Origin of the sequence: Streptomyces sp. NPDC032940 (genome assembly GCF_040636935.1) — a bacterium.
Lineage (GTDB): Bacteria > Actinomycetota > Actinomycetes > Streptomycetales > Streptomycetaceae > Streptomyces.
This window is the reverse complement of the sequence record NZ_JBEZVJ010000004.1, coordinates 233,494-255,015: the sequence shown is the minus strand read 5'-3', so window position 1 is coordinate 255,015 and position 21,522 is coordinate 233,494. Positions and strand designations below refer to the sequence as shown.

General features: G+C 71.6%; 18 protein-coding genes. 15 read left to right on the top strand and 3 right to left on the bottom strand.

Annotation, left to right across the window (positions count from 1 at the left end):
- Positions 1–76 precede the first annotated feature (76 nt).
- A complete protein-coding gene (locus AB0E77_RS08215; protein WP_361567278.1) occupies positions 77–682 on the bottom strand; it encodes a TetR/AcrR family transcriptional regulator in 606 nt (201 codons plus the stop codon).
- Positions 683–779: 97 nt separating this feature from the next.
- Here AB0E77_RS08215 and AB0E77_RS08210 point away from each other — a divergent pair, with 97 nt between their 5' ends.
- The 10 genes from AB0E77_RS08210 (at position 780) to AB0E77_RS08165 (ending at position 13,844) form a co-directional block, all read left to right on the top strand.
- Positions 780–2,396: a carboxyl transferase domain-containing protein gene (locus AB0E77_RS08210; RefSeq protein ID WP_361567275.1), complete on the top strand. Its 1,617-nt coding sequence runs from the start codon at positions 780–782 to the stop codon at positions 2,394–2,396.
- Between the two features lie 14 nt (positions 2,397–2,410).
- Positions 2,411–4,435: an acetyl-CoA carboxylase biotin carboxylase subunit gene (locus AB0E77_RS08205; protein ID WP_361567273.1), complete on the top strand. Its 2,025-nt coding sequence runs from the start codon at positions 2,411–2,413 to the stop codon at positions 4,433–4,435.
- Positions 4,432–5,379 (top strand): hydroxymethylglutaryl-CoA lyase, encoded by a 948-nt coding sequence (locus AB0E77_RS08200; RefSeq protein WP_361567270.1) that lies wholly within the window; start codon positions 4,432–4,434, stop codon positions 5,377–5,379. Before AB0E77_RS08205 ends, AB0E77_RS08200 begins: the two co-directional genes overlap by 4 nt.
- A 5-nt stretch (positions 5,380–5,384) precedes the next feature.
- Positions 5,385–6,545 carry an acyl-CoA dehydrogenase family protein gene (locus tag AB0E77_RS08195; RefSeq protein ID WP_361567523.1) on the top strand — a complete coding sequence of 387 codons (1,161 nt, stop codon included), beginning with the start codon at positions 5,385–5,387 and terminating at the stop codon, positions 6,543–6,545.
- Between the two features lie 131 nt (positions 6,546–6,676).
- Positions 6,677–7,723, top strand: coding sequence for an ABC transporter substrate-binding protein (locus AB0E77_RS08190; RefSeq protein ID WP_361567267.1), 1,047 nt, complete (start codon positions 6,677–6,679; stop codon positions 7,721–7,723).
- Between the two features lie 31 nt (positions 7,724–7,754).
- Positions 7,755–8,618: a siderophore-interacting protein gene (locus AB0E77_RS08185; protein ID WP_361567264.1), complete on the top strand. Its 864-nt coding sequence runs from the start codon at positions 7,755–7,757 to the stop codon at positions 8,616–8,618.
- A 178-nt stretch (positions 8,619–8,796) separates the two neighbouring features.
- Positions 8,797–10,263, top strand: coding sequence for a lysine decarboxylase DesA (gene desA / locus AB0E77_RS08180; protein WP_361567261.1), 1,467 nt, complete (start codon positions 8,797–8,799; stop codon positions 10,261–10,263).
- Entirely contained in the window at positions 10,247–11,530 is a 1,284-nt protein-coding gene (locus AB0E77_RS08175) for a lysine N(6)-hydroxylase/L-ornithine N(5)-oxygenase family protein (protein WP_361567258.1), read from the top strand. Before desA ends, AB0E77_RS08175 begins: the two co-directional genes overlap by 17 nt.
- Positions 11,527–12,078 carry a GNAT family N-acetyltransferase gene (locus AB0E77_RS08170; RefSeq protein WP_361567255.1) on the top strand — a complete coding sequence of 184 codons (552 nt, stop codon included), beginning with the start codon at positions 11,527–11,529 and terminating at the stop codon, positions 12,076–12,078. The genes AB0E77_RS08175 and AB0E77_RS08170 overlap by 4 nt, the downstream gene beginning before the upstream one ends.
- A complete protein-coding gene (locus tag AB0E77_RS08165) occupies positions 12,075–13,844 on the top strand; it encodes an IucA/IucC family siderophore biosynthesis protein (RefSeq protein WP_361567252.1) in 1,770 nt (589 codons plus the stop codon). The genes AB0E77_RS08170 and AB0E77_RS08165 overlap by 4 nt, the downstream gene beginning before the upstream one ends.
- A 67-nt stretch (positions 13,845–13,911) precedes the next feature.
- On the opposite strand, the gene AB0E77_RS08160 is transcribed toward AB0E77_RS08165, so the two are convergent.
- Positions 13,912–15,516: a beta-N-acetylhexosaminidase gene (locus AB0E77_RS08160; protein WP_361567249.1), complete on the bottom strand. Its 1,605-nt coding sequence runs from the start codon at positions 15,514–15,516 to the stop codon at positions 13,912–13,914.
- A gap of 77 nt (positions 15,517–15,593) precedes the next feature.
- Between AB0E77_RS08160 and AB0E77_RS08155 the strand changes: the two genes are divergently transcribed.
- The 3 genes from AB0E77_RS08155 to glmS all read left to right on the top strand — a co-directional run bounded on the left by AB0E77_RS08155 (position 15,594) and on the right by glmS (position 18,656).
- Entirely contained in the window at positions 15,594–16,478 is an 885-nt protein-coding gene (locus tag AB0E77_RS08155) for a DUF4429 domain-containing protein (RefSeq protein WP_361567247.1), read from the top strand.
- A 64-nt stretch (positions 16,479–16,542) separates the two neighbouring features.
- On the top strand, positions 16,543–16,800 hold the full coding sequence (locus tag AB0E77_RS08150; RefSeq protein WP_351136572.1) for a hypothetical protein: 258 nt from the start codon (positions 16,543–16,545) through the stop codon (positions 16,798–16,800).
- 38 nt (positions 16,801–16,838) lie between these two features.
- A complete protein-coding gene (gene glmS, locus AB0E77_RS08145) occupies positions 16,839–18,656 on the top strand; it encodes a glutamine--fructose-6-phosphate transaminase (isomerizing) (RefSeq protein WP_361567244.1) in 1,818 nt (605 codons plus the stop codon).
- Between the two features lie 54 nt (positions 18,657–18,710).
- Here the strand turns inward: glmS and AB0E77_RS08140 are convergent, their stop codons facing one another.
- Entirely contained in the window at positions 18,711–19,238 is a 528-nt protein-coding gene (locus AB0E77_RS08140; protein ID WP_073723318.1) for a universal stress protein, read from the bottom strand.
- 306 nt (positions 19,239–19,544) lie between these two features.
- Here AB0E77_RS08140 and AB0E77_RS08135 point away from each other — a divergent pair, with 306 nt between their 5' ends.
- Positions 19,545–19,832: a hypothetical protein gene (locus AB0E77_RS08135; protein ID WP_361567242.1), complete on the top strand. Its 288-nt coding sequence runs from the start codon at positions 19,545–19,547 to the stop codon at positions 19,830–19,832.
- 386 nt (positions 19,833–20,218) lie between these two features.
- Positions 20,219–21,418 (top strand): helix-turn-helix domain-containing protein, encoded by a 1,200-nt coding sequence (locus tag AB0E77_RS08130; RefSeq protein ID WP_361567240.1) that lies wholly within the window; start codon positions 20,219–20,221, stop codon positions 21,416–21,418.
- Positions 21,419–21,522: the final 104 nt, after the last annotated feature.

Below are 21,522 nucleotides of genomic sequence, written 5' to 3'. Positions count from 1 at the left end.
AGCCAAGGGCGTCCAGAGCGGGGCGTGGGTAACCCTCGTCACTCCGGGGCGGCCCCGGCCCGCGGGCGCACGCCCCTCACGCCTCCCCCACCGCCGCGAGCGCCCCCCGGGCCATCCGGTGCAGCAGCGACGCCGTGACCGTGCGGCCCGGGAGGGAGCCGGGGCGGCCGAGGTGGGGGGTGGAGTTCAGGAGGCCGAAGACGGAGTGGACGGCCGAGCGGGCGGCGGGTTCGGCCACCGCCGGGTAGACCTCGCGCACCACGCCGACCCACAGCTCCACGTACCGCCGCTGCAACTGCCGCACCATCTTGCGGTCGGTGTCCCGGAGGCGGTCCAGCTCACGGTCGTGCAGGGTGATGAGCGGGCGGTCGTCGAGCGCGAAGTCGATGTGACCCTCGATGAGCGAGTCGAGGACCGCCTCGGGACCCGCGCCGGTCAGCCCCTCGGCCTCCGCCAGCCGCCGCTTGGCCCCGGTCAGCAGCTGTTCGCTGATCCCGACCAGCAGCTCGGCGAGCATCGCGTCCTTGCCGGGGAAGTGACGGTAGAGACCGGGGCCGCTGATCCCGACCGCGGCGCCTATCTCGTCGACGCCGACACCGTGGAAGCCGCGCTCGGCGAACAGGCGGGCGGCCTCTTTGAGGATCTGCTCGCGACGGGTGGGGGCGTCGGTTCTGGTGGCCATGGGAACGATTCTAGACAGGAAGGTTAGCGCTCGTTAACCTGAGGGAAACGCGTTAACGCTCATTAACAGGTCGATCACTGGGTGAGGGGACCGCAGGATGCACGAGGCACCGGAGCTGACGAGCGCGGCCGATCCCGCGTCGGAGGCCTTTCGGGCCAACGAGGAGGCGCACCGCGTCCTCGTGGAGGAGCTGCGCGCCAAGCTGGCGGCGGCCCGGCTCGGCGGCGGGGAGCGGGCGAGGGCCCGGCACACCGCGCGCGGCAAGCTGCTGCCGCGCGACCGCGTGGACGCGCTGCTGGATCCGGGTTCGCCGTTCCTGGAGCTGGCGCCGCTCGCGGCCGACGGGCTGTACGACGGCCAGGCCCCGGCGGCCGGTGTCATCGCCGGCATCGGCCGGGTCAGCGGCCGGGAGTGCGTGATCGTCGCCAACGACGCCACGGTCAAGGGCGGCACGTACTACCCGATGACCGTCAAGAAGCACCTGCGGGCGCAGGAGGTGGCCCTGGAGAACCGGCTGCCGTGCCTGTACCTGGTGGACTCCGGCGGCGCCTTCCTGCCGATGCAGGACGAGGTCTTCCCCGACCGCGAGCACTTCGGCCGGATCTTCTACAACCAGGCCCGGATGTCCGGCGCCGGCATCCCCCAGATCGCCGCCGTACTCGGTTCCTGCACGGCGGGCGGGGCGTACGTACCGGCGATGAGCGACGAGGCGGTGATCGTCCGCGACCAGGGCACGATCTTCCTGGGCGGCCCGCCGCTGGTGAAGGCGGCCACCGGTGAGGTGGTGACCGCGGAGGAGCTGGGCGGCGGCGAGGTCCACGCCCGCATCTCGGGCGTCACCGACCACCTGGCCGAGGACGATCCGCACGCCCTGCGCATCGTCCGGCAGATCGTCTCCACCCTTCCCGGGCGCGGCGCGCTCCCCTGGGGCGTGGAGCCGGCCGTCGAGCCCAAGGTGGACCCTCAGGGGCTGTACGGCGCGGTGCCGGTCGACTCCCGCACCCCCTACGACGTCCGCGAGGTCATCGCGCGCGTGGTGGACGGCTCCCGGTTCGCCGAGTTCAAGTCCGAGTTCGGACAGACCCTGGTCACCGGCTTCGCCCGCATCCACGGGCACCCGGTGGGGATCGTCGCCAACAACGGCATCCTCTTCTCCGAGTCGGCCCAGAAGGGCGCCCACTTCATCGAGCTGTGCGACCAGCGCGGCATCCCGCTGGTCTTCCTCCAGAACATCTCCGGCTTCATGGTCGGCCGGGACTACGAGGCGGGCGGCATCGCCAAGCACGGCGCCAAGATGGTGACGGCGGTGGCGTGCACGCGCGTGCCGAAGCTGACGGTGGTGGTCGGCGGGTCGTACGGCGCGGGGAACTACTCGATGTGCGGCCGGGCGTACTCGCCGCGCTTCCTGTGGATGTGGCCCAACGCCAAGATCTCCGTGATGGGCGGCGAGCAGGCCGCGTCCGTGCTGGCCACGGTCAAGCGGGACCAGCTGGAGGCGCGCGGGGAGGACTGGCCGGCCGAGGAGGAGGAGTCCTTCAAGGCGCCGATCCGCGCCCAGTACGAGACGCAGGGCAACGCCTACTACGCGACCGCCCGCCTGTGGGACGACGGGGTCATCGAGCCCGCCGACACCCGGCAGGTGCTGGGACTGGCCCTGACCGCGTGTGCCAACGCGCCACTGGGCGACCCCCAGTTCGGCGTCTTCCGGATGTGAGGGGACGGACGACGATGTTCGAGACGGTACTGGTGGCCAACCGCGGCGAGATCGCCGTCCGGGTCGTCCGGACGCTGCGCTCGCTGGGCGTGCGCTCGGTGGCGGTCTTCTCCGACGCCGACGCGGACGCCCGGCACGTACGGGAGGCCGACACGGCGGTGCGGATCGGTCCGGCGCCGGCGGCGGAGAGCTATCTGTCGGTGGAACGACTGCTGGAGGCGGCGGCCCGTACGGGCGCGCAGGCCGTGCACCCCGGGTACGGCTTCCTCGCCGAGAACGCCGGTTTCGCGCGGGCCTGCGAGGAGGCGGGGCTGGTCTTCATCGGGCCGGCCGCCGACGCCATCGCCCTGATGGGCGACAAGATCCGCGCCAAGGAGACGGTGAAGGCGGCCGGGGTGCCGGTGGTGCCCGGCTCCAGCGGCAGCGGTCTGACGGACGGGCAGCTCGCCGAGGCGGCCCGCGAGATCGGCATGCCGGTGCTGCTGAAGCCGTCGGCCGGCGGTGGCGGCAAGGGCATGCGGCTGGTGCGGGACGAGGCGGTGCTGGCCGACGAGATCGCCGCCGCCCGCCGTGAGGCGCGCGCCTCCTTCGGCGACGACACCCTGCTGGTGGAGCGGTGGATCGACCGGCCCCGGCACATCGAGATCCAGGTGCTGGCCGACGGCCACGGCAACGTGGTGCACCTGGGCGAGCGCGAGTGCTCGCTCCAGCGCCGGCACCAGAAGATCATCGAGGAGGCGCCGAGCGTCCTCCTGGACGAGGCCACGCGGGCCGCGATGGGCGAGGCGGCCGTGCAGGCGGCCCGCTCCTGCGGCTACCGGGGCGCGGGCACGGTGGAGTTCATCGTCCCGGGCAACGACCCGTCGCAGTACTACTTCATGGAGATGAACACCCGCCTCCAGGTGGAGCACCCGGTGACCGAACTGGTCACGGGCCTGGACCTGGTGGAGTGGCAGCTGCGGGTGGCGGCCGGTGAGCGGCTCGGGTTCGCACAGGAGGACGTCCGGCTGACCGGGCACGCGATCGAGGCCCGGCTGTGCGCCGAGGACCCGTCGCGCGGCTTCCTGCCCTCCGGCGGCACGGTGCTGCGGCTGCACGAGCCGCAGGGCGACGGCGTCCGCACCGACTCCGGGCTCGGCGAGGGCACGGAGGTCGGCAGCCTCTACGACCCGATGCTGTCCAAGGTGATCGCGTACGGCCCCGACCGCGCCACCGCGCTGCGCAGGCTGCGGGCGGCCCTCGCGGACACGGTGACGCTGGGCGTGCAGACCAACGCCGGGTTCCTGCGCCGGCTCCTCGCGCACCCGGCGGTGGTCGCGGGCGAGCTGGACACCGGGCTGGTGGAGCGGGACGCGGACACGCTCGTGCCGGACGAGGTGCCGGCGGAGGTGTACGCGGCGGCGGCGCTGCTGCGCCGGGCCGCGGCGGCTCCGGCCGCGGACGCCGCCGGCTGGACGGACCCGTTCGGCGCCGGGGACGGCTGGCGGCTGGGCGGGGAGCGGGCCTGGACCGCGCACCCTCTGCGGGTGCCGGGCCGGGATCCGGTGACCGTGCGGGTGCGCAGCACCCCGGGCGGCGGGACCGAGCTGCTGCCCGAGGGTGCGGAGGAGCCCCTCGCCGCCTCGCCGGTCACCCGCTCGGGCGACGGGCACCGGTACGCGTTCCGGCTCGACGGCGTCTCCCACACCTTCGCCGCCCTGCCGGACGGCACCTGGCTGGGCCGCGACGGCGACGCCTGGCAGGTGCGCGACCACGACCCGGTCGCCGCCTCGCTGACCCGCGCCGCCCACGCGGGCGCCGACTCGCTCACCGCGCCCATGCCGGGCACGGTGACGGTGGTGAAGGTCGCCGTCGGCGACGAGGTCGCGGCCGGACAGAGCCTGCTGGTGGTGGAGGCGATGAAGATGGAGCACGTCATCTCCGCCCCGCACGCCGGCACCGTCACCGAGCTGGACGTGTCCCCCGGCACGACGGTCGCCATGGACCAGGTGCTGGCGGTCATCGCACCCGCCGACGAGGGCGAGGAGGAGACGGCATGAACGCCCCGGAACCGGTCCTGCCCATGACCGTGCCGGTCGAGGGCCTGCCCGCGAAGGTCCGCATCCACGAGGTCGGCGCCCGGGACGGCCTGCAGAACGAGCAGGCCGTCGTGCCGGTGGAGGTGAAGGCGGAGTTCGTCCGCCGCCTGGCCGGCGCGGGGCTGACCACCATCGAGGCGACCAGCTTCGTCCACCCCAAGTGGGTGCCCCAGCTGGCCGACGCGGAGCAGCTGTTCCCGGCCGTGTCCGGGCTGCCGGTCGACCTTCCGGTCCTGGTGCCGAACGAACGCGGCCTGGACCGCGCGCTGGCGCTCGGCGCCCGGCGGGTCGCGGTCTTCGCCAGCGCCACGGAGTCCTTCGCGAAGGCCAACCTCAACCGCACGGTGGACGAGGCGCTGGCGATGTTCGAGCCGGTGGTGAGCCGGGCGAAGGCGCAGGACGTCCATGTGCGGGGCTACCTCTCGATGTGCTTCGGCGACCCGTGGGAGGGGCCGGTGCCCGTCCCGCACGTGGTGCGGGTCTGCCGGGCCCTCCTCGACATGGGCTGCGACGAGCTGAGCCTCGGCGACACGATCGGCGTGGCGACGCCGGGCCATGTCGAGGCCCTGCTGCGCGCGCTCACCGGCGCCGGCGTCCCCGTGGCGGCGCTCGGCGTCCACTTCCACGACACGTACGGCCAGGCCCTGGCCAACACGTATGCGGCGCTGCGGCACGGCGTGACGACCGTCGACGCCTCCGCCGGCGGGCTGGGCGGCTGCCCGTACGCCAAGTCCGCCACCGGCAATCTCGCCACCGAGGACCTCGTGTGGATGCTGCGCGGCCTCGGCATCGACACCGGGGTCGATCTCGGCCGTCTCGTCGCCACCAGCGTCTGGATGGCCGCACACCTGGGCCGACCCAGCCCGTCCCGCACCGTACGAGCCCTCTCCCACCAGGAGTCGTGAAGACGATGGACCACAAGCTCTCCCCCGAACTGGAAGAACTCCGCCGTACGGTCGAGGAGTTCGCGCACGACGTCGTGGCACCGAAGATCGGCGACTTCTACGAGCGGCACGAGTTCCCGTACGAGATCGTGCGGGAGATGGGCCGCATGGGCCTGTTCGGCCTGCCGTTCCCCGAGGAGTACGGCGGCATGGGCGGTGACTACCTGGCCCTGGGCATCGCCCTGGAGGAGCTGGCCCGGGTCGACTCGTCGGTGGCCATCACGCTGGAGGCGGGTGTCTCGCTGGGCGCGATGCCCATCCATCTGTTCGGCACCGAGGAGCAGAAGCGTCAGTGGCTGCCGCGGCTGTGCGCCGGCGAGATCCTCGGCGCGTTCGGCCTGACCGAGCCGGACGGCGGCTCGGACGCGGGCGCGACGCGGACGACGGCCCGCCTGGACCCCGAGACGGACGAGTGGGTGATCAACGGCACCAAGTGCTTCATCACCAACTCGGGCACGGACATCACGGGCCTGGTGACCGTCACGGCGGTCACGGGCCGCAAGCCGGACGGCCGTCCGCTCATCTCGTCGATCATCGTCCCGTCCGGCACCCCGGGCTTCACGGTGGCCGCCCCCTACTCCAAGGTCGGCTGGAACGCCTCGGACACCCGCGAGCTGTCCTTCCAGGACGTCCGGGTGCCGGCGGCGAACCTGCTGGGCGAGGAGGGCCGCGGCTACGCCCAGTTCCTGCGCATCCTGGACGAGGGCCGGGTCGCCATCGCCGCGCTGGGCACGGGTCTCGCACAGGGCTGCGTGGACGAGTCCGTCGCCTACGCGAAGGAACGTCACGCCTTCGGCCGGCCGATCGGCGCGAACCAGGCGATCCAGTTCAAGATCGCCGACATGGAGATGAAGGCCCACACGGCCCGTCTCGCCTGGCGCGACGCGGCCTCCCGGCTGGTGTCGGGCGAGCCGTTCAAGAAGGAGGCGGCCGTGGCGAAGCTGTATTCGTCGACGGTCGCGGTGGACAACGCCCGGGACGCCACCCAGATCCACGGCGGCTACGGATTCATGAACGAGTATCCCGTGGCCCGCATGTGGCGGGACGCCAAGATCCTGGAGATCGGCGAGGGCACCAGCGAGGTCCAGCGGATGCTGATCGCACGGGAGTTGGGCCTCGTGAGCTGAGCCTGCGGGCCGCCCGGACGGGGCCGGTCCGCACCGGGACTCCCCCGGCCACTGGACAAGATCTGAGGTTAGGCTAACCTATCCCCGAATTGTCCAGCGGATGTTCCGCCCCGTCCGAAAGCGGCCCACACATGTCCAACGCCAGAGCTGCCCACCTGACCCGTCGCGGAATCCTCGCCGCCGGCGGCGCCCTCGGCCTCGGCGCGGTGCTCGCGGCCTGCGGGGACGACGACGGCAAGAGCGGCGGCTCGGACGGAGAGACGGGTGCCGCCAAGTCCGGCCCCTGGACGTTCAAGGACGACCGCGGCACCACCGTGAAGCTGGACAAGGTCCCGGTGAACATCGTCGCCTTCACCGGCGTCGCCGCCGCGCTGTGGGACTACGGCGTCCAGGTCAAGGGCGTGTTCGGCCCCACCACGACGAAGGACGGCAAGCCCGACGTCCAGGCCGGCGACATGGACGTCAGCAAGGTCACCGTCCTCGGCAACGAGTGGGGCAAGCTCGACGTCGAGAAGTACGTCGGCCTCCAGCCCGAGCTGCTCGCCACCACGACCTTCGACACCGCGGGCACCCTCTGGTCGGTCCCCGAGGAGTCCAAGGACAAGATCGCCAAGCTGGCGCCCAGCGTCGCGATCTCGGTCTTCGACCGCCAGCTCACCCAGCCGCTGCAGCGCATGTGGGAGCTGGCCGAGTCGCTCGGCGCGGACATGAAGGCCAAGAAGGTCACCGACGCAAAGGCCGCCTTCGACAAGGCCGCGGCCCGGCTGCGCGCCGCCGCCAAGGCCAAGCCCGAGATCAAGGTGCTGGCCGGCTCCGCGAGCGCCGAGCTCTTCTACGTCTCCGGCACCAACCTCTCCGTCGACCTGGAGTACTTCAAGGCCCTCGGCGTGAACTTCGTCGAGCCCTCGGAGGAGGCCAAGAAGGCGACCGGCGGCTGGTTCGAGAGCCTGAGCTGGGAGAACGTCGACAAGTACCCGGCCGACGTCATCATCATGGACGACCGCTCCTCGACCATCCAGCCGGCCGACATCACCGAGGGCACCTGGAAGCAGCTGCCCGCGGTCAAGGCCGGCCAGGTCATCGCCCGTTCCCCCGAGCCGATCCTGTCCTACGACAAGTGCGCCCCGCTGCTCGACAGCCTCGCCGAGGCCATCGAGAAGGCGAAGAAGGTCAGCTGACACCGTCCGCCCCGACTCGCAGGAGCCACCCGTGACGACTGCCGTAGCCGCCCCGTTCCGTTTCTTCTCCCTCCAGGTCGTACGGACGAGGCGGCTCGGCCCGTCTCTGACCCGGGTCACCTTCGCCGGGCCCGACCTCGCCGGCTTCCACTCCGACGGGCGCGACCAGTCCCTGTCGCTGTTCCTGCCGCACCCCGGCCAGCCGGAGCCCGCCGTCCCCGTGGAGCTGGGCGACGGCTGGTGGCAGGGGTGGCGTGAACTCCCGGACGACGTACGGGCGGTGATGCGCTCGTACACCTTGCGCTCGCTGCGCCGGGACGCCCTCGGGAACACCTCCGAGATCGACATCGACTTCGTCTTGCACGGCCTGGAACCGGGCGCCGCGTGCGCCGCCGGCCCCGCCGCCCGCTGGGCCGCGGGTGCCGCCCCCGGCGACCGGGTCCTGCTGCTGGGCCCCGCGGTCGCCGACAACCGGGCGATCCGCTTCCGGCCGCCCGAGGACACCGACCTGGTGGTCCTCTGGGGCGACGAGACCGCCGTCCCCGCCGCCTCCGCCGCCCTCGAGTCCCTGCCGGCCGGCACCCGCGTCCGCGCGTGGCTGGAGGTGCCGCACGCCGCGGACGTGCCCGAGCTGGCCACCGCCGCGGACGCCGAGATCACCTGGCTGGTCCGGGACGAGTCCGGGGACCCGGCCGGCCCGGCCCTCACCGCGCTCAGGGCGGCCTCCCTGCCGGCCGCCGAGCGTCCCTACGTCTGGATCGCCGGCGAGTCCGGCCGCGTCAAGGAGCTGCGCCGTCACTTCGTGGGCGAGCGGGGCATCGACCGGCGCCGCGTCACCTTCGTCGGTTACTGGCGACAGGGCCTGACGGAGGAACAACTCCGCGAACAGGGCTGACGACCGACCCCCGCCGGTCCTCAACTCACGCCGCGTGACGGGCGGTTGGGGACCGAGTGACGACCGTCACGCACAGGCATGCGTTTGGCCGCCGGTGATTAGGTTAGGCTCACCTAAGTCGAAGCGGCTCCGCCCTTCTCCCGCCCCTCTCGGACCGTCCCCACCGGAGGACCCCCACATGCGCTCGCACCTGCTCAACGACACCACCGCGGAGGCATACCGCCGCTCCGTGACCCAAGGAGTCGAGCGGGTGGCCGCCAAACTCGCCGCCACCGAACGGCCGTTCACCGGCATCACGGTCGACGCCCTCGCTCCCCGCATCGACGGGATCGACCTCGACCAGCCGCTGCACGACACGGCCGCGGTCCTGGACGAGCTGGAGGACGTCTACCTCCGCGACGCGGTCTACTTCCACCACCCGCGCTACCTCGCCCACCTCAACTGCCCGGTCGTCATCCCCGCCGTGACCGCCGAGGCGGTGCTGTCCGCCGTCAACTCCTCCCTGGACACCTGGGACCAGTCGGCCGGAGGCACGCTCATCGAGCGGAAACTGATCGACTGGACGACCGCCCGCATCGGCCTCGGCCCCGCCGCCGACGGCGTGTTCACCTCCGGCGGCACCCAGTCCAACCTCCAGGCGCTGCTGCTGGCCCGCGAGGAGGCCAAGCCGGGACGGGACGGGTGGGAAGGGGCGGCCGACCTCGCTAAGCTGCGCATCTTCACCTCCGAGGTCAGCCACTTCAGCGTGCAGAAGTCGGCGAAACTGCTCGGCCTCGGCCCGGACGCCGTCGTCGCGGTCCCCGTCGACCACGACAAGCGGCTCCAGACCGTCGCGCTCGCCCGCGAGCTGGAGCGCTGCACCGCGGACGGCCTCGTCCCCATGGCCGTCGTCGCCACCGCCGGCACCACCGACTTCGGCTCCATCGACCCGCTGCCGGAGATCGCCGCGCTCTGCGCCCAGCACGGCGTGTGGATGCACGTCGACGCCGCCTACGGCTGCGGACTGCTGGCCTCCCTGAAGTACCGGGACCGGCTCACCGGCATCGAACTGGCCGACTCGGTCACCGTCGACTACCACAAGTCCTTCTTCCAGCCGGTGAGCTCGTCCGCCCTGCTGGTGCGCGACGAGGCCACCCTGCGCCATGCCACCTACCACGCGGAGTACCTGAACCCCCGCCGTATGGTGCACGAGCGCATCCCCAACCAGGTCGACAAGTCCCTCCAGACCACCCGCCGCTTCGACGCCCTCAAGCTGTGGATGACGCTGCGCGTGATGGGCGCCGACGGCATCGGCGAGCTCTTCGACGAGGTGTGCGACCTCGCCGCCGAGGGCTGGCAGCTGCTCGCCGCCGACCCGCGCTTCGACGTCGTGGTCGAGCCGAGCCTGTCCACGCTGGTCTTCCGCTACATCCCGGCCGCCGTCACCGAGCCCGCCGAGATCGACCGCGCCAACCTGTACGCCCGCAAGGCCCTGTTCGCCTCCGGCGACGCGGTGGTCGCCGGCACCAAGGTGGCCGGACACCACTACCTGAAGTTCACCCTGCTCAACCCCGAGACGACCACGGCCGACATCGCCGCCGTCCTCGACCTGATCGCCGGCCACGCCGAGCAGTACCTGGGAGAGTCCCTTGACCGCGCTTCCTGAAGCCAGTGCCCCGTACGACTTCGTGGGGATCGGCCTCGGCCCCTTCAACCTCGGCCTGGCCTGCCTCACCGAGCCCATCGCCGAACTGGACGGCGTCTTCCTGGAGTCGAAGCCCGACTTCGAGTGGCACGCCGGCATGTTCCTGGACGGCGCCCACCTCCAGACCCCGTTCATGTCGGACCTGGTCACCCTCGCCGACCCGACCTCGCCGTACTCCTTCCTCAACTACCTGAAGGAGAAGGGCCGGCTGTACTCGTTCTACATCCGCGAGAACTTCTACCCGCTGCGCGTCGAGTACGACGACTACTGCCGCTGGGCCGCCGGCAAGCTGAGCAGCGTCCGCTTCTCCACGACGGTCACGGAGGTGACGTACGACGAGGCGGACGAGCTGTACGCCGTCTCCACCACCTCCGGCGACGTCTACCGTGCCCGCCGCCTGGTCCTCGGCACCGGCACCCCGCCGCACGTCCCGGACGCCTGCCGGGGCCTGGCCGGCGACTTCCTGCACAACTCGCGCTACGTGCAGCACCGCGAGGAGCTGGTGAAGAAGAAGTCGATCACGCTGGTCGGCAGCGGCCAGTCCGCCGCCGAGATCTACCAGGACCTGCTGAGCGAGATCGACGTCCACGGCTACCAGCTGAACTGGGTGACGCGCTCCCCGCGCTTCTTCCCGCTGGAGTACACCAAGCTCACGCTGGAGATGACCTCCCCGGAGTACGTGGACTACTACCACGCGCTGCCCGAGGCGACCCGCTACCGCCTCACGGCCGAGCAGAAGGGCCTGTTCAAGGGCATCGACGGGGATCTGATCAACGAGATCTTCGACCTCCTCTACCAGAAGAGACTCGGCGGCCCCGTGCCCACCCGGCTGCTCACCAACTCGGCGCTGCACAGCGCCCGGTACGCCGACGGCACGTACACGCTCGGCTTCCGCCAGCAGGAGCAGGGCAAGGACTTCGAGATCGAGACCGAGGGCCTGGTGCTGGCCACCGGCTACAAGTACGCCGAGCCGGAGTTCCTCAAGCCCGTGCGCGACCGGCTGCGCCACGACTCCCAGGGCAACTTCGACGTCGCCCGCAACTACGCCGTCGACGTCACGGGCCGGGGTGTGTTCCTGCAGAACGCGGGTGTCCACACCCACAGCATCACCAGCCCCGATCTGGGCATGGGTGCCTATCGCAACAGCTGCATCATCCGAGAGCTGCTCGGTGGCACCGAGTACTACCCGGTCGAGAAGACCATCGCGTTCCAGGAGTTCGCCGTATGAGCACCCCCACCGCCGCCGGGATCGGCGACCTCACCCTGAGCCCCCTCGACCCGCTGAAGGACGCCGTCCTGCTGCACGGCTGGGTCACCCACCCCAAGTCGGCCTTCTGGATGATGCAGGACGCCACGCTGGTGGACGTCGAGCGCGCCTACATGGAGATAGCCGCCGACGAGCACCACCACGCCTACCTCGGCCTGCACGACGGCGTCCCCGCCTTCCTGATGGAGAAGTACGACCCGGCCCACCGCGAGCTGACCGGCCTGTACGAACCGGAGCCCGGCGACGTCGGCATGCACTTCCTGGTCGCCCCCACCGACCGGCCCGTGCACGGCTTCACCCGCGCCGTGATCACCGCCGTGATGACCGAGCTGTTCGCCGACCCGGCCACCCGCCGCGTCGTCGTCGAGCCGGACGTCGGCAACAAGGCCGTGCACGCCCTGAACGCGGCCGTCGGCTTCGTGCCCGAGCGGGAGATCCAGAAGCCGGAGAAGAAGGCCCTGCTGAGCTTCTGCACCCGCGAGCAGTTCGAGAAGGCGGTGTCCGCATGAGCCTCGCCGACGCCGTCACCCACCTCTCCCCCGAACGCTGGGAGCAGGCCAACCGCCTCCTGGTCCGCAAGGCGCTGGCCGAGTTCACGCACGAGCGGCTGCTGACGCCCGAGCGGGACGGGGAGGCGTACGTCGTCCGCAGCGACGACGGCAAGACCGAGTACCGCTTCACCGCCACCGTCCGCGCCCTGGACCACTGGCAGGTGGACGCCGGCTCGATCACCCGTCACCGCGACGGCACCGAGCTGCCGCTCGCCGCCCTGGACTTCCTCATCGAGCTGAAGGACTCCCTGGGGCTGAGCGACGACATCCTCCCGGTCTACCTGGAGGAGATCTCCTCCACCCTCTCCGGCACCTGCTACAAGCTCACCAAGCCTCAGGTCACCTCCGCCGAGCTGGCGAGGAGCGGCTTCCAGGCCGTCGAGACGGGCATGACCGAGGGCCACCCCTGCTTCGTCGCCAACAACGGGCGGCTCGGCTTCGGCATCCACGACTACCTGTCGTACGCGCCGGAGACCGCGAGCCCGGTGCGGCTGGTGTGGCTGGCCGCGCACCGCTCGCGGGCGGCGTTCACGGCGGGCGTGGGCATCGACTACGAGTCCTTCGTCCGGGACGAACTGGGCGAGGCGACCGTCGAGCGCTTCCACGGCGTGCTGCGCGAGCAGGGCCTGGAGCCGGCCGACTACCTCTTCATCCCGGTCCACCCCTGGCAGTGGTGGAACAAGCTCACCGTCACCTTCGCCGCCGAGGTCGCCCGGCAGCACCTGGTGTGCCTGGGCGAGGGCGACGACGAGTATCTGGCCCAGCAGTCCGTCCGCACCTTCTTCAACACCACGCACCCCGAGAAGCACTATGTGAAGACGGCCCTGTCCGTCCTCAACATGGGCTTCATGCGCGGCCTGTCGGCGGCGTACATGGAGGCCACTCCGGCCATCAACGACTGGCTCGCCCAGCTCATCGAGAACGACCCGGTGCTGCGGTCGACGGGCCTGACGATCATCCGGGAGCGGGCGGCCGTCGGCTACCGGCACCTGGAGTACGAGCAGGCCACGGACCGCTACTCGCCGTACCGCAAGATGCTGGCGGCGCTGTGGCGGGAGAGCCCGGTGCCCTCGCTGGAGGACGGCGAGACGCTCGCCACCATGGCCTCCCTCGTCCACGTCGACCACGAGGGCGCCTCCTTCGCGGGCGCGCTGATCGAGCGGTCGGGCCTCGCGCCCACCGAGTGGCTGCGGCGCTACCTTCGGGCCTACTTCGTCCCGCTGCTGCACAGCTTCTACGCCTACGACCTGGTCTACATGCCGCACGGCGAGAACGTGATCCTCGTGCTGAGGGACGGGGTCGTGCAGCGGGCCGTCTACAAGGACATCGCCGAGGAGATCGCGGTGATGGACCCGGACGCGGTGCTGCCGCCGGACGTCTCGCGCATCGCCGTGGAGGTCCCCGAGGACAAGAAGCTCCTGTCGGTCTTCACGGACGTCTTCGACTGCTTCTTCCGCTTCCTCGCCGCCGGTCTCGCCGAGGAGGGCATCCTCGAGGAGGACGCCTTCTGGCGGACTGTCGCGGAGGTCACCCGCGCCTACCAGGAGTCGGTACCGGAGCTGGCCGACAAGTTCGCCCAGTACGACATGTTCGCGCCCGAGTTCGCGCTGTCCTGCCTCAACCGGCTCCAGCTGCGCAACAACCGGCAGATGGTCGACCTCGCGGACCCGTCGGGTGCGCTGCAGCTGGTCGGGAACCTGAAGAACCCCATCGCGGGCCTCTGACGGCCCCGCACAGGCGGACGGGCACCCCGGAGACGGTCCTCCGGGGTGCCCGTCGGGTTTCACCGGGTCAGGGCGTCCACGGCACCTGGGGCGACCGGTAGTAGTCGATCCCCAGCGCCTCCCAGCGCGGCGCCTGCGCGGCCAGCCGCACCTTGTACGCGTCCCAGTCGTGCGTGGCCGCCGGGGACCAGCCCAGCTCGGCGACGCCGGGCAGCCGCGGGAAGGCCATGTACTCGAGCTGGTCCGGTTCGGACAGGGTCTCCGCCCACAGCGGCGCCTCGACCCCGCGGACCGCGGAGGCCGGCACGCCCGGCAGATAGGTGCCCGGGTCCCAGTCGTAGGACCGCTGCACCTCGACGTAACCGGCCCAGGACAGGCCCAGCTTGGTGTCCTTGGTGTACTTCATGTCGAGGTAGGTCCGGTCGGCCGGGGAGATGATCAGCCCGGTGCCGTTCTGCGCGGCGGCGGCGACCTGGGCCTTCTCCGCGGCGCCGGTGCCGTCCAGGCCCCAGTACTGGGCGAGCGCCCCCTTGGCCGGGACGGCACCGGTCAGCTGGTGCCAGCCGACCACCGTCTTGCCGTACTTCGCGACGATCGGCTGCACCCGGTCCATGAACTTCACGTAGTCCTCGTGCGGCGTGGAGTGCGCCTCGTCGCCGCCGATGTGGAGGTAGCGGCCGGGGGTGAGCGCGGCCAGTTCGCGCACGACGTCGTCGACGAAGTCGTACGTGATCTCCTTGTCGACGCACAGCGAGCTGAAGCCGACGCTGGTGCCGGTGTACAGCGGGGGTGCCACGCCGTCGCAGTTCAGCTCGGCGTAGGAGGCGAGGGCCGCGTTGGTGTGGCCCGGCATGTCGATCTCGGGGACGACCTCCAGGTGCCGGGAGGCCGCGTACCGCACGATCTCCTTGTAGTCGTCCTTCGTGTAGTACCCGCCGGGGCCGCCGCCGACCTCGGTGGAGCCGCCGTAGGTGGCCAGGCGCGGCCAGGAGTCGACGGCGATGCGCCAGCCCTGGTCGTCGCTGAGGTGCAGGTGGAGCTTGTTGAGCTTGTAGAGGGCGAGCCGGTCGATGTAGCCCTTGACCTCGTCGACGGTGAAGAAGTGCCGGGAGACGTCCAGCATGGCGGCGCGCCAGCCGTAGCGCGGGGTGTCCTCGACGGTGCCGCCCGCGACCAGCCAGGGGCCGGGCTGCACGGACCTCTTCTCGACGGCGGCGGGGAGCAGCTGGCGCAGGGTCTGGACGCCGTGGAAGAGGCCGGCGGGCTTCGCGGCGGTGATGGTGACGCCGGACCGGCCGCTGTCGAGGCGGTAGCCCTCGTCGCCGTAGGGGCCCTTCGCCAGGCGCAGCCGGATGCCGCCGTCGCCGTGCGAGGTGACGGGCAGGCGGTAGCCGGTGGAGGGCCGCAGGACGTCCGCGAGGTAGTCGCCGACGCCCCGGGCCTCGCGGGAGCCGTCGACGCGGATGTGGGTGCCGCGGGTGATCCGGTACGGGGAGCCGCCGGGGTCGACCGAGGACGGGGCGGGGATCACCCGGTCCAGGGGGACCGGCTCCGCCTTCTGGGCGGGGGCCGCCCCGACGGTGAAGGCCCCTGCCGCCGCCACGAGCAGCAGGGACCCGAGGAGCCGGGTGACGCGGGGAGTCGTTCCGCGGTGCCGTTGGTGCCGTCTCACGTGCTCTCCCTTCACGATGGGTATAGACCACTCTCCCGCACAACCGTGCCGCGCAGAAGCGATGGAACAATCTCCGTATGGCGGAAATCATCCAGAAGGACGGAACGTGGGTCTTCGACGGCGACACCCTGCGGCTGACGCCGGGGCGGGACAAGAACGTCGGTCTGCTCCGCAGGGAACTGGGTGAACTGACGGTCCCGCTGGCCGCGTTGGCGGGCATATCGTTCGAGCAGGGCAAGAAGTCGGGACGGCTCAGGCTGCGGCTGCGGGACGGCGCCGACCCGCTGCTGCAGGCGACCGGCGGCCGGCTGACCGAGCCGCACGACCCGTACCAGCTGATCGTGGAGTCCGACCGGTACGGGGTCGCCGAGTACCTGGCGGACGAGGTGCGCAACGCCCTGCTGCTCGAGCAGGTGCCGTCCGGTCCGGTGGACGCCTATCTGCTGGCGGGTCCCTCCGTGCCCCTGTCGGTGTCCGCCGGGGACGGCACGGCGAGCTTCGACGGCGAGCGGGTGCGGCTGGAGTGGAAGTGGCAGGCGGAGGACGCCAAGTCCGCCGGCGGGCCGCGCGTCCTCGCGCTGGCGGACATCGTCGCCGTGGAGTGGCAGCCGTCGGTGGGTCTGGAGAACGGCCACCTCCGCTTCACCGTACGGGCCGCGCCGGCCAAGGTGCCGCCCAAGTACGACCCGAACGCGGTCGAGTTGTGGGGGTTCAGGAAGGACCCGCTGATGGCCCTGGTGGCCGCCGCCGTCCAGGCCCGCCTCCCGCACCCGTCGGCGCCCGTCCTGGACGCCGCGAGCCCGGCCGAGCCCACCGCGCTCCCGGCACCCGCCTCCGCCCCCGAGGACGACCACGACGCGCTGCTGCGGCGGCTGCGGGAGCTGGGCGAGCTGCACCGCTCGGGGGTCCTGACGGAGGAGGAGTTCACCCTCGCCAAGCAGGCCGTCCTCAGGCGAATGTAAGGCGCCTGCCCGAAATCGGGCAGGATTCTTGCGAAAGCGTCAGCCGTACCCCAGGATCTACCGGGTGCACGACGAACTCGTTGATCATCTGACGCGGTCCACCCCCCTCAACCGGGGCGAGGCGCTGCGCGTGATCCAGGACGTGCTCGCCTACTTCGACGAGACGACCGAGGAGTACGTCCGTCGCCGCCACCGCGAGCTCCAGGCCCAGGGCCTGGTGAACGCGACGATCTTCGAACGGATCGCGGCGGAACTGAAGTACCGCGCGGTGGCACCGCCGGAGCTGACGCTCCGCCAGCTGCGCCGCATCGTCTACGGCTGAGAGGCCGTGGGACACGAGACCTGCGAGGAATACGGTATATGTGCGGAATCGTCGGATACATCGGCAAGCGTGACGTCGCGCCCCTGCTGCTCGAGGGCCTCCAGCGCCTCGAGTACCGCGGCTACGACTCGGCGGGCATCGTCGTCACGTCCCCGAAGGCGGCCGGCCTGAAGATGGTCAAGGCCAAGGGCCGGGTCCGCGACCTGGAGGCCAAGGTCCCGGCGCGCTTCAAGGGCACCACCGGTATCGCCCACACCCGCTGGGCCACCCACGGCGCCCCCTCCGACGTGAACGCCCACCCGCACATGTCGGCCGACGACAAGGTCGCCGTCGTCCACAACGGCATCATCGACAACGCCGCCGACCTGCGCCGCAAGCTGGAGGCGGACGGCGTCGAGTTCCTCTCCGAGACCGACACCGAGGTCCTCGTCCACCTCATCGCCCGTTCCGAGGCGGAGAAGCTGGAGGACAAGGTCCGCGAGACCCTCCGCGTCATCGAGGGCACCTACGGCATCGCCGTGATGCACGCCGACTTCCCCGAGCGCATCGTCGTCGCCCGCAACGGCTCGCCGGTCGTCCTCGGCATCGGCGAGAAGGAGATGTTCGTCGCCTCCGACATCGCCGCGCTGGTCGCCCACACCCGGCAGATAGTGACCCTCGACGACGGCGAGATGGCCACCCTCAAGGCCGACGACTTCCGCACCTACACCACCGAGGGCACCCGGACCACGTCCGAGCCCACCACCGTTGAGTGGGAGGCCGCCTCCTACGACATGGGCGGCCACGACACCTACATGCACAAGGAGATCCACGAGCAGGCCGAGGCGGTCGACCGCGTCCTGCGCGGCCGGATCGACGACCGCTTCTCCACCGTGCACCTCGGCGGCCTCAACCTGGACGCCCGCGACGCGCGCGCCGTGCGCCGCGTGAAGATCCTCGGCTGCGGCACCTCGTACCACGCGGGCCAGATCGGCGCCCAGATGATCGAGGAGCTGGCCCGCATCCCCGCCGACGCCGAGCCCGCCTCCGAGTTCCGCTACCGCAACGCGGTCGTCGACCCCGACACGCTGTACATCGCCGTCTCCCAGTCCGGTGAGACCTACGACGTCCTCGCGGCCGTCCAGGAGCTGAAGCGCAAGGGCGCCCGGGTCCTCGGCATCGTCAACGTGGTCGGCTCGGCGATCGCCCGCGAGGCCGACGGCGGCATGTACGTGCACGCCGGTCCCGAGGTCTGCGTCGTCTCCACCAAGTGCTTCACCAACACCTGCGTCGCCTTCGCGCTGCTCGCCCTGCACCTGGGCCGCACCCGCGACCTGTCGGTGCGCGACGGCAAGCGGATCATCGAGGGCCTGCGCAAGCTGCCCGCGCAGATCTCCGAGATGCTGGAGCAGGAGGAGGACATCAAGAAGCTGGCCGCGCAGTACGCCGACGCCCGCTCGATGCTCTTCATCGGCCGCGTGCGGGGCTACCCGGTCGCCCGCGAGGCCTCCCTGAAGCTCAAGGAGGTCTCCTACATCCACGCCGAGGCCTACCCGGCCTCCGAGCTGAAGCACGGCCCGCTCGCCCTGATCGAGCCGGCCCTGCCGACGGTGGCGATCGTGCCGGACGACGACCTGCTGGAGAAGAACCGCGCGGCGATGGAGGAGATCAAGGCCCGCAGCGGCCAGATCCTCGCCGTCGCCCACCAGGAGCAGGAGAAGGCCGACCACACCATCGTCGTGCCGAAGAACGAGGACGAGCTCGACCCGATCCTCATGGGCATCCCGCTCCAGCTCCTCGCCTACCACACGGCGCTGGCGCTCGGCCGGGACATCGACAAGCCGCGCAACCTCGCCAAGTCGGTGACGGTGGAGTAGGACGCGGCCGGTGATCCGAAGGGGGCGCGGGAGACCGCGCCCCCTTCGGCATGCTTACGGGATGACCACCACGGGCCGCTGCGCCCGCTTGGCGAGGCGTCCCGCCACGGAGCCGAAGAGCCGGCCCACGAGGCCGTGGCTGGAGCCGACGACGATGGCGTCCGCCTCGTACTCCCGCCCCACTTCCTCGAGTTCGTGGCAGATGTCGCCGCCCCGCTCGACCAGGATCCAGGGCACCTCGGTCAGATAGTCCGCGCACGCCAGCTCCAGGCCCAGCACCTCGGTGCGGTGGTCCGGCACGTCCACGAAGACGGGCGGCTCGCAGCCCGCCCACACCGTGGTGGGCAGCCGGTTGGCGACGTGCACGATGACCAGGCCCGAGCCGAGCCGGCGCGCCATGCCGATGGCGTACGCGAGAGCGCGTTCACTGGAGGTGGAGCCGTCGAAGCCGACGACGACGCCGTGCTTGAAGGCGGGATCGCACGACTGGCGTGGCTCTTCGGCCGCCAGGGGCTCGGCCGCCGTAGGTTCGGCGACGGGCCGCTTGCGGTCCGCGGGTTCGAAGAATTCGTGACCGGCCATGGCTGTCTCGGCGTTTATATCCTCTATGGGGGGCAACAGTGTGCGGCGGAGCTGTGTCCGGGAATGGTCTTCCCAACCCCATACCCCCAAGGGTACGGCGGCACTCCTCCTTCGCCCAGATCCCGCGAAGGGTCCCCCGCGGGTCCCCCGGAGCATGCCCGAGGGGACGCCCGTAACGCAATGGTTGCTGCGTTGTACAGGCGGTTTGCACGGGATTCAACTGCCTGTGTGCCCGGCCGCGCGCCCCGTCGTGACCGACCGCCCGGACGGACGTTGATCTCCGTGAGCCAGCCCCAGGGAGCCCGCATGTCCGGACCGCACCAGCCCGCCCAGCCGCCGTCGGGCGCCCCCGGGCCGGCGGCGCCGTCGCGGGACGGTGTCACCGATCTGGTCCGGTGGGCGGCGTTCAGCTGCGCCCTCGTCCCGGTCGTGCTCCTCTGGTACGGCACCTCCCTGGCCGGTGCGGCCGGTACCGCCGTGGGACTGGCCGCCCTCACCGGGGCCTGCCGCCTGCTGCTGCGCCGTTCGGAGCGCGGCGCGGAGCTGCTGCGCGAGAGGGCCGGCCGGTCCGGGGAGAACACACCGGTCGGTTGACCGGTTTCCGCGCACGCCGACGCTTCTTTTCAGCCAACTTCTGCAGGGCCGGAAACCCCTGCCCGAACCACCCCCCAACCCCCGTTCCACCTGCACGGACAGGGTCCGCGGGGCCCCGCGGACCCTATGCGGATTGGCCACCGCGACAAGGCGCACTTCCCTGTGGACTCCCGGAGTGCGACGCTTCGTGATCGACTGCTTCACGCCAAGTTGCCATGTCGACAATGTCCCAAGTGCCGAACCGGCCACCTCGGTACGACAGGACGCAGTAGATTCGATCTTGACTGTCTACGGCGGGGGACTCGTGCAGGACCGAGGGGAAACGTGTTGGAGCGACAGACCCGAAAGGTTGAGGGCGCCGCGACCACCGAGGGGGGCTTAGCGGGATGAGCCACGACTCCACCGCCGCACCGGAAACCGCGGCCCGGAAGCTCTCCGGGCGACGCCGCAAGGAGATCGTCGCGGTACTGCTGTTCAGCGGCGGTCCCATCTTCGAGAGTTCCATACCGTTGTCGGTGTTCGGCATCGACCGCCAGGACGCCGGCGTGCCGCGCTACCGACTGCTGGTGTGCGCCGGCGAGGACGGCCCCCTGCGGACCACGGGGGGTCTCGAACTCACCGCGCCGCAGGGCCTGGAGGCGATCTCACGGGCCGGCACGGTCGTCGTGCCCGCCTGGCGTTCGATCACCTCACCGCCACCGGAGGAGGCGCTCGAGGCCCTGCGCCGGGCGCACGAGGAGGGCGCCCGCATCGTCGGCCTGTGCACCGGTGCCTTCGTGCTGGCGGCGGCGGGCCTGCTGGACGGCCGCCCCGCCACGACCCACTGGATGTACGCGCCGACGCTGGCCAAGCGCTATCCGTCGGTGCACGTCGACCCGCGCGAGCTGTTCGTGGACGACGGCGACGTCCTGACGTCCGCGGGCACCGCGGCCGGGATCGACCTGTGCCTGCACATCGTGCGCACGGACCACGGCAACGAGGCGGCCGGCGCGCTGGCCCGCCGCCTGGTGGTCCCGCCGCGCCGCAGCGGCGGCCAGGAGCGCTACCTCGACCGGTCTTTACCGGAGGAGATCGGCGCCGACCCGCTCGCCGAGGTCGTCGCCTGGGCGCTGGAGCACCTCCACGAGCAGTTCGACGTGGAGACGCTGGCCGCCCGCGCGTACATGAGCCGGCGCACCTTCGACCGCCGCTTCCGCTCGCTGACGGGCAGCGCCCCGCTGCAGTGGCTGATCACCCAGCGGGTCCTCCAGGCGCAGCGGCTCCTGGAGACGTCCGACTACTCGGTGGACGAGGTCGCGGGCCGCTGCGGCTTCCGTTCGCCGGTGGCGCTGCGCGGCCACTTCCGCCGCCAGCTGGGCTCCTCCCCGGCCGCCTACCGGGCCGCCTACCGGGCCCGCCGCCCGCAGGGCGACCGGCCGGTGGACGCGGAGGGCGTCCCGGCGGGAGCGTCCAGGTCCCTCGCTCCGCACGAGGGCGGCCAGCAGCCGTCCCCCGTGCCGGCGGAGAACCAGGTCCCGTTCCAGTCCCGCCGCACCCCGGTCCCGGCCGCCGCGGCCATCCTGCCGGGACAACGCAGCGCACCGTGAGACGACCTTGAGACGCCGGACGGGCATACACCCCGTCCGGCGTTCGAGGGCGGGGCCGTCCGGGCCGACGCGGGGGCCCGGGGGCGGCATCCCCGTGATGCCCG

Excerpts from the sequence above, each read along its gene's own strand:
- AB0E77_RS08215 (WP_361567278.1), bottom strand. The coding sequence starts at position 682 with ATGGCCACCAGAACCGACGCCCCCACCCGTCGCGAGCAGATCCTCAAA.
- AB0E77_RS08210 (WP_361567275.1), top strand. The coding sequence starts at position 780 with ATGCACGAGGCACCGGAGCTGACGAGCGCGGCCGATCCCGCGTCGGAG.
- AB0E77_RS08205 (WP_361567273.1), top strand. The coding sequence starts at position 2,411 with ATGTTCGAGACGGTACTGGTGGCCAACCGCGGCGAGATCGCCGTCCGG.
- AB0E77_RS08200 (WP_361567270.1), top strand. The coding sequence starts at position 4,432 with ATGAACGCCCCGGAACCGGTCCTGCCCATGACCGTGCCGGTCGAGGGC.
- AB0E77_RS08195 (WP_361567523.1), top strand. The coding sequence starts at position 5,385 with ATGGACCACAAGCTCTCCCCCGAACTGGAAGAACTCCGCCGTACGGTC.
- AB0E77_RS08190 (WP_361567267.1), top strand. The coding sequence starts at position 6,677 with ATGTCCAACGCCAGAGCTGCCCACCTGACCCGTCGCGGAATCCTCGCC.
- desA (WP_361567261.1), top strand. The coding sequence starts at position 8,797 with ATGCGCTCGCACCTGCTCAACGACACCACCGCGGAGGCATACCGCCGC.
- AB0E77_RS08170 (WP_361567255.1), top strand. The coding sequence starts at position 11,527 with ATGAGCACCCCCACCGCCGCCGGGATCGGCGACCTCACCCTGAGCCCC.
- AB0E77_RS08165 (WP_361567252.1), top strand. The coding sequence starts at position 12,075 with ATGAGCCTCGCCGACGCCGTCACCCACCTCTCCCCCGAACGCTGGGAG.
- AB0E77_RS08155 (WP_361567247.1), top strand. The coding sequence starts at position 15,594 with ATGGCGGAAATCATCCAGAAGGACGGAACGTGGGTCTTCGACGGCGAC.
- glmS (WP_361567244.1), top strand. The coding sequence starts at position 16,839 with ATGTGCGGAATCGTCGGATACATCGGCAAGCGTGACGTCGCGCCCCTG.
- AB0E77_RS08140 (WP_073723318.1), bottom strand. The coding sequence starts at position 19,238 with ATGGCCGGTCACGAATTCTTCGAACCCGCGGACCGCAAGCGGCCCGTC.
- AB0E77_RS08135 (WP_361567242.1), top strand. The coding sequence starts at position 19,545 with ATGTCCGGACCGCACCAGCCCGCCCAGCCGCCGTCGGGCGCCCCCGGG.
- AB0E77_RS08130 (WP_361567240.1), top strand. The coding sequence starts at position 20,219 with ATGAGCCACGACTCCACCGCCGCACCGGAAACCGCGGCCCGGAAGCTC.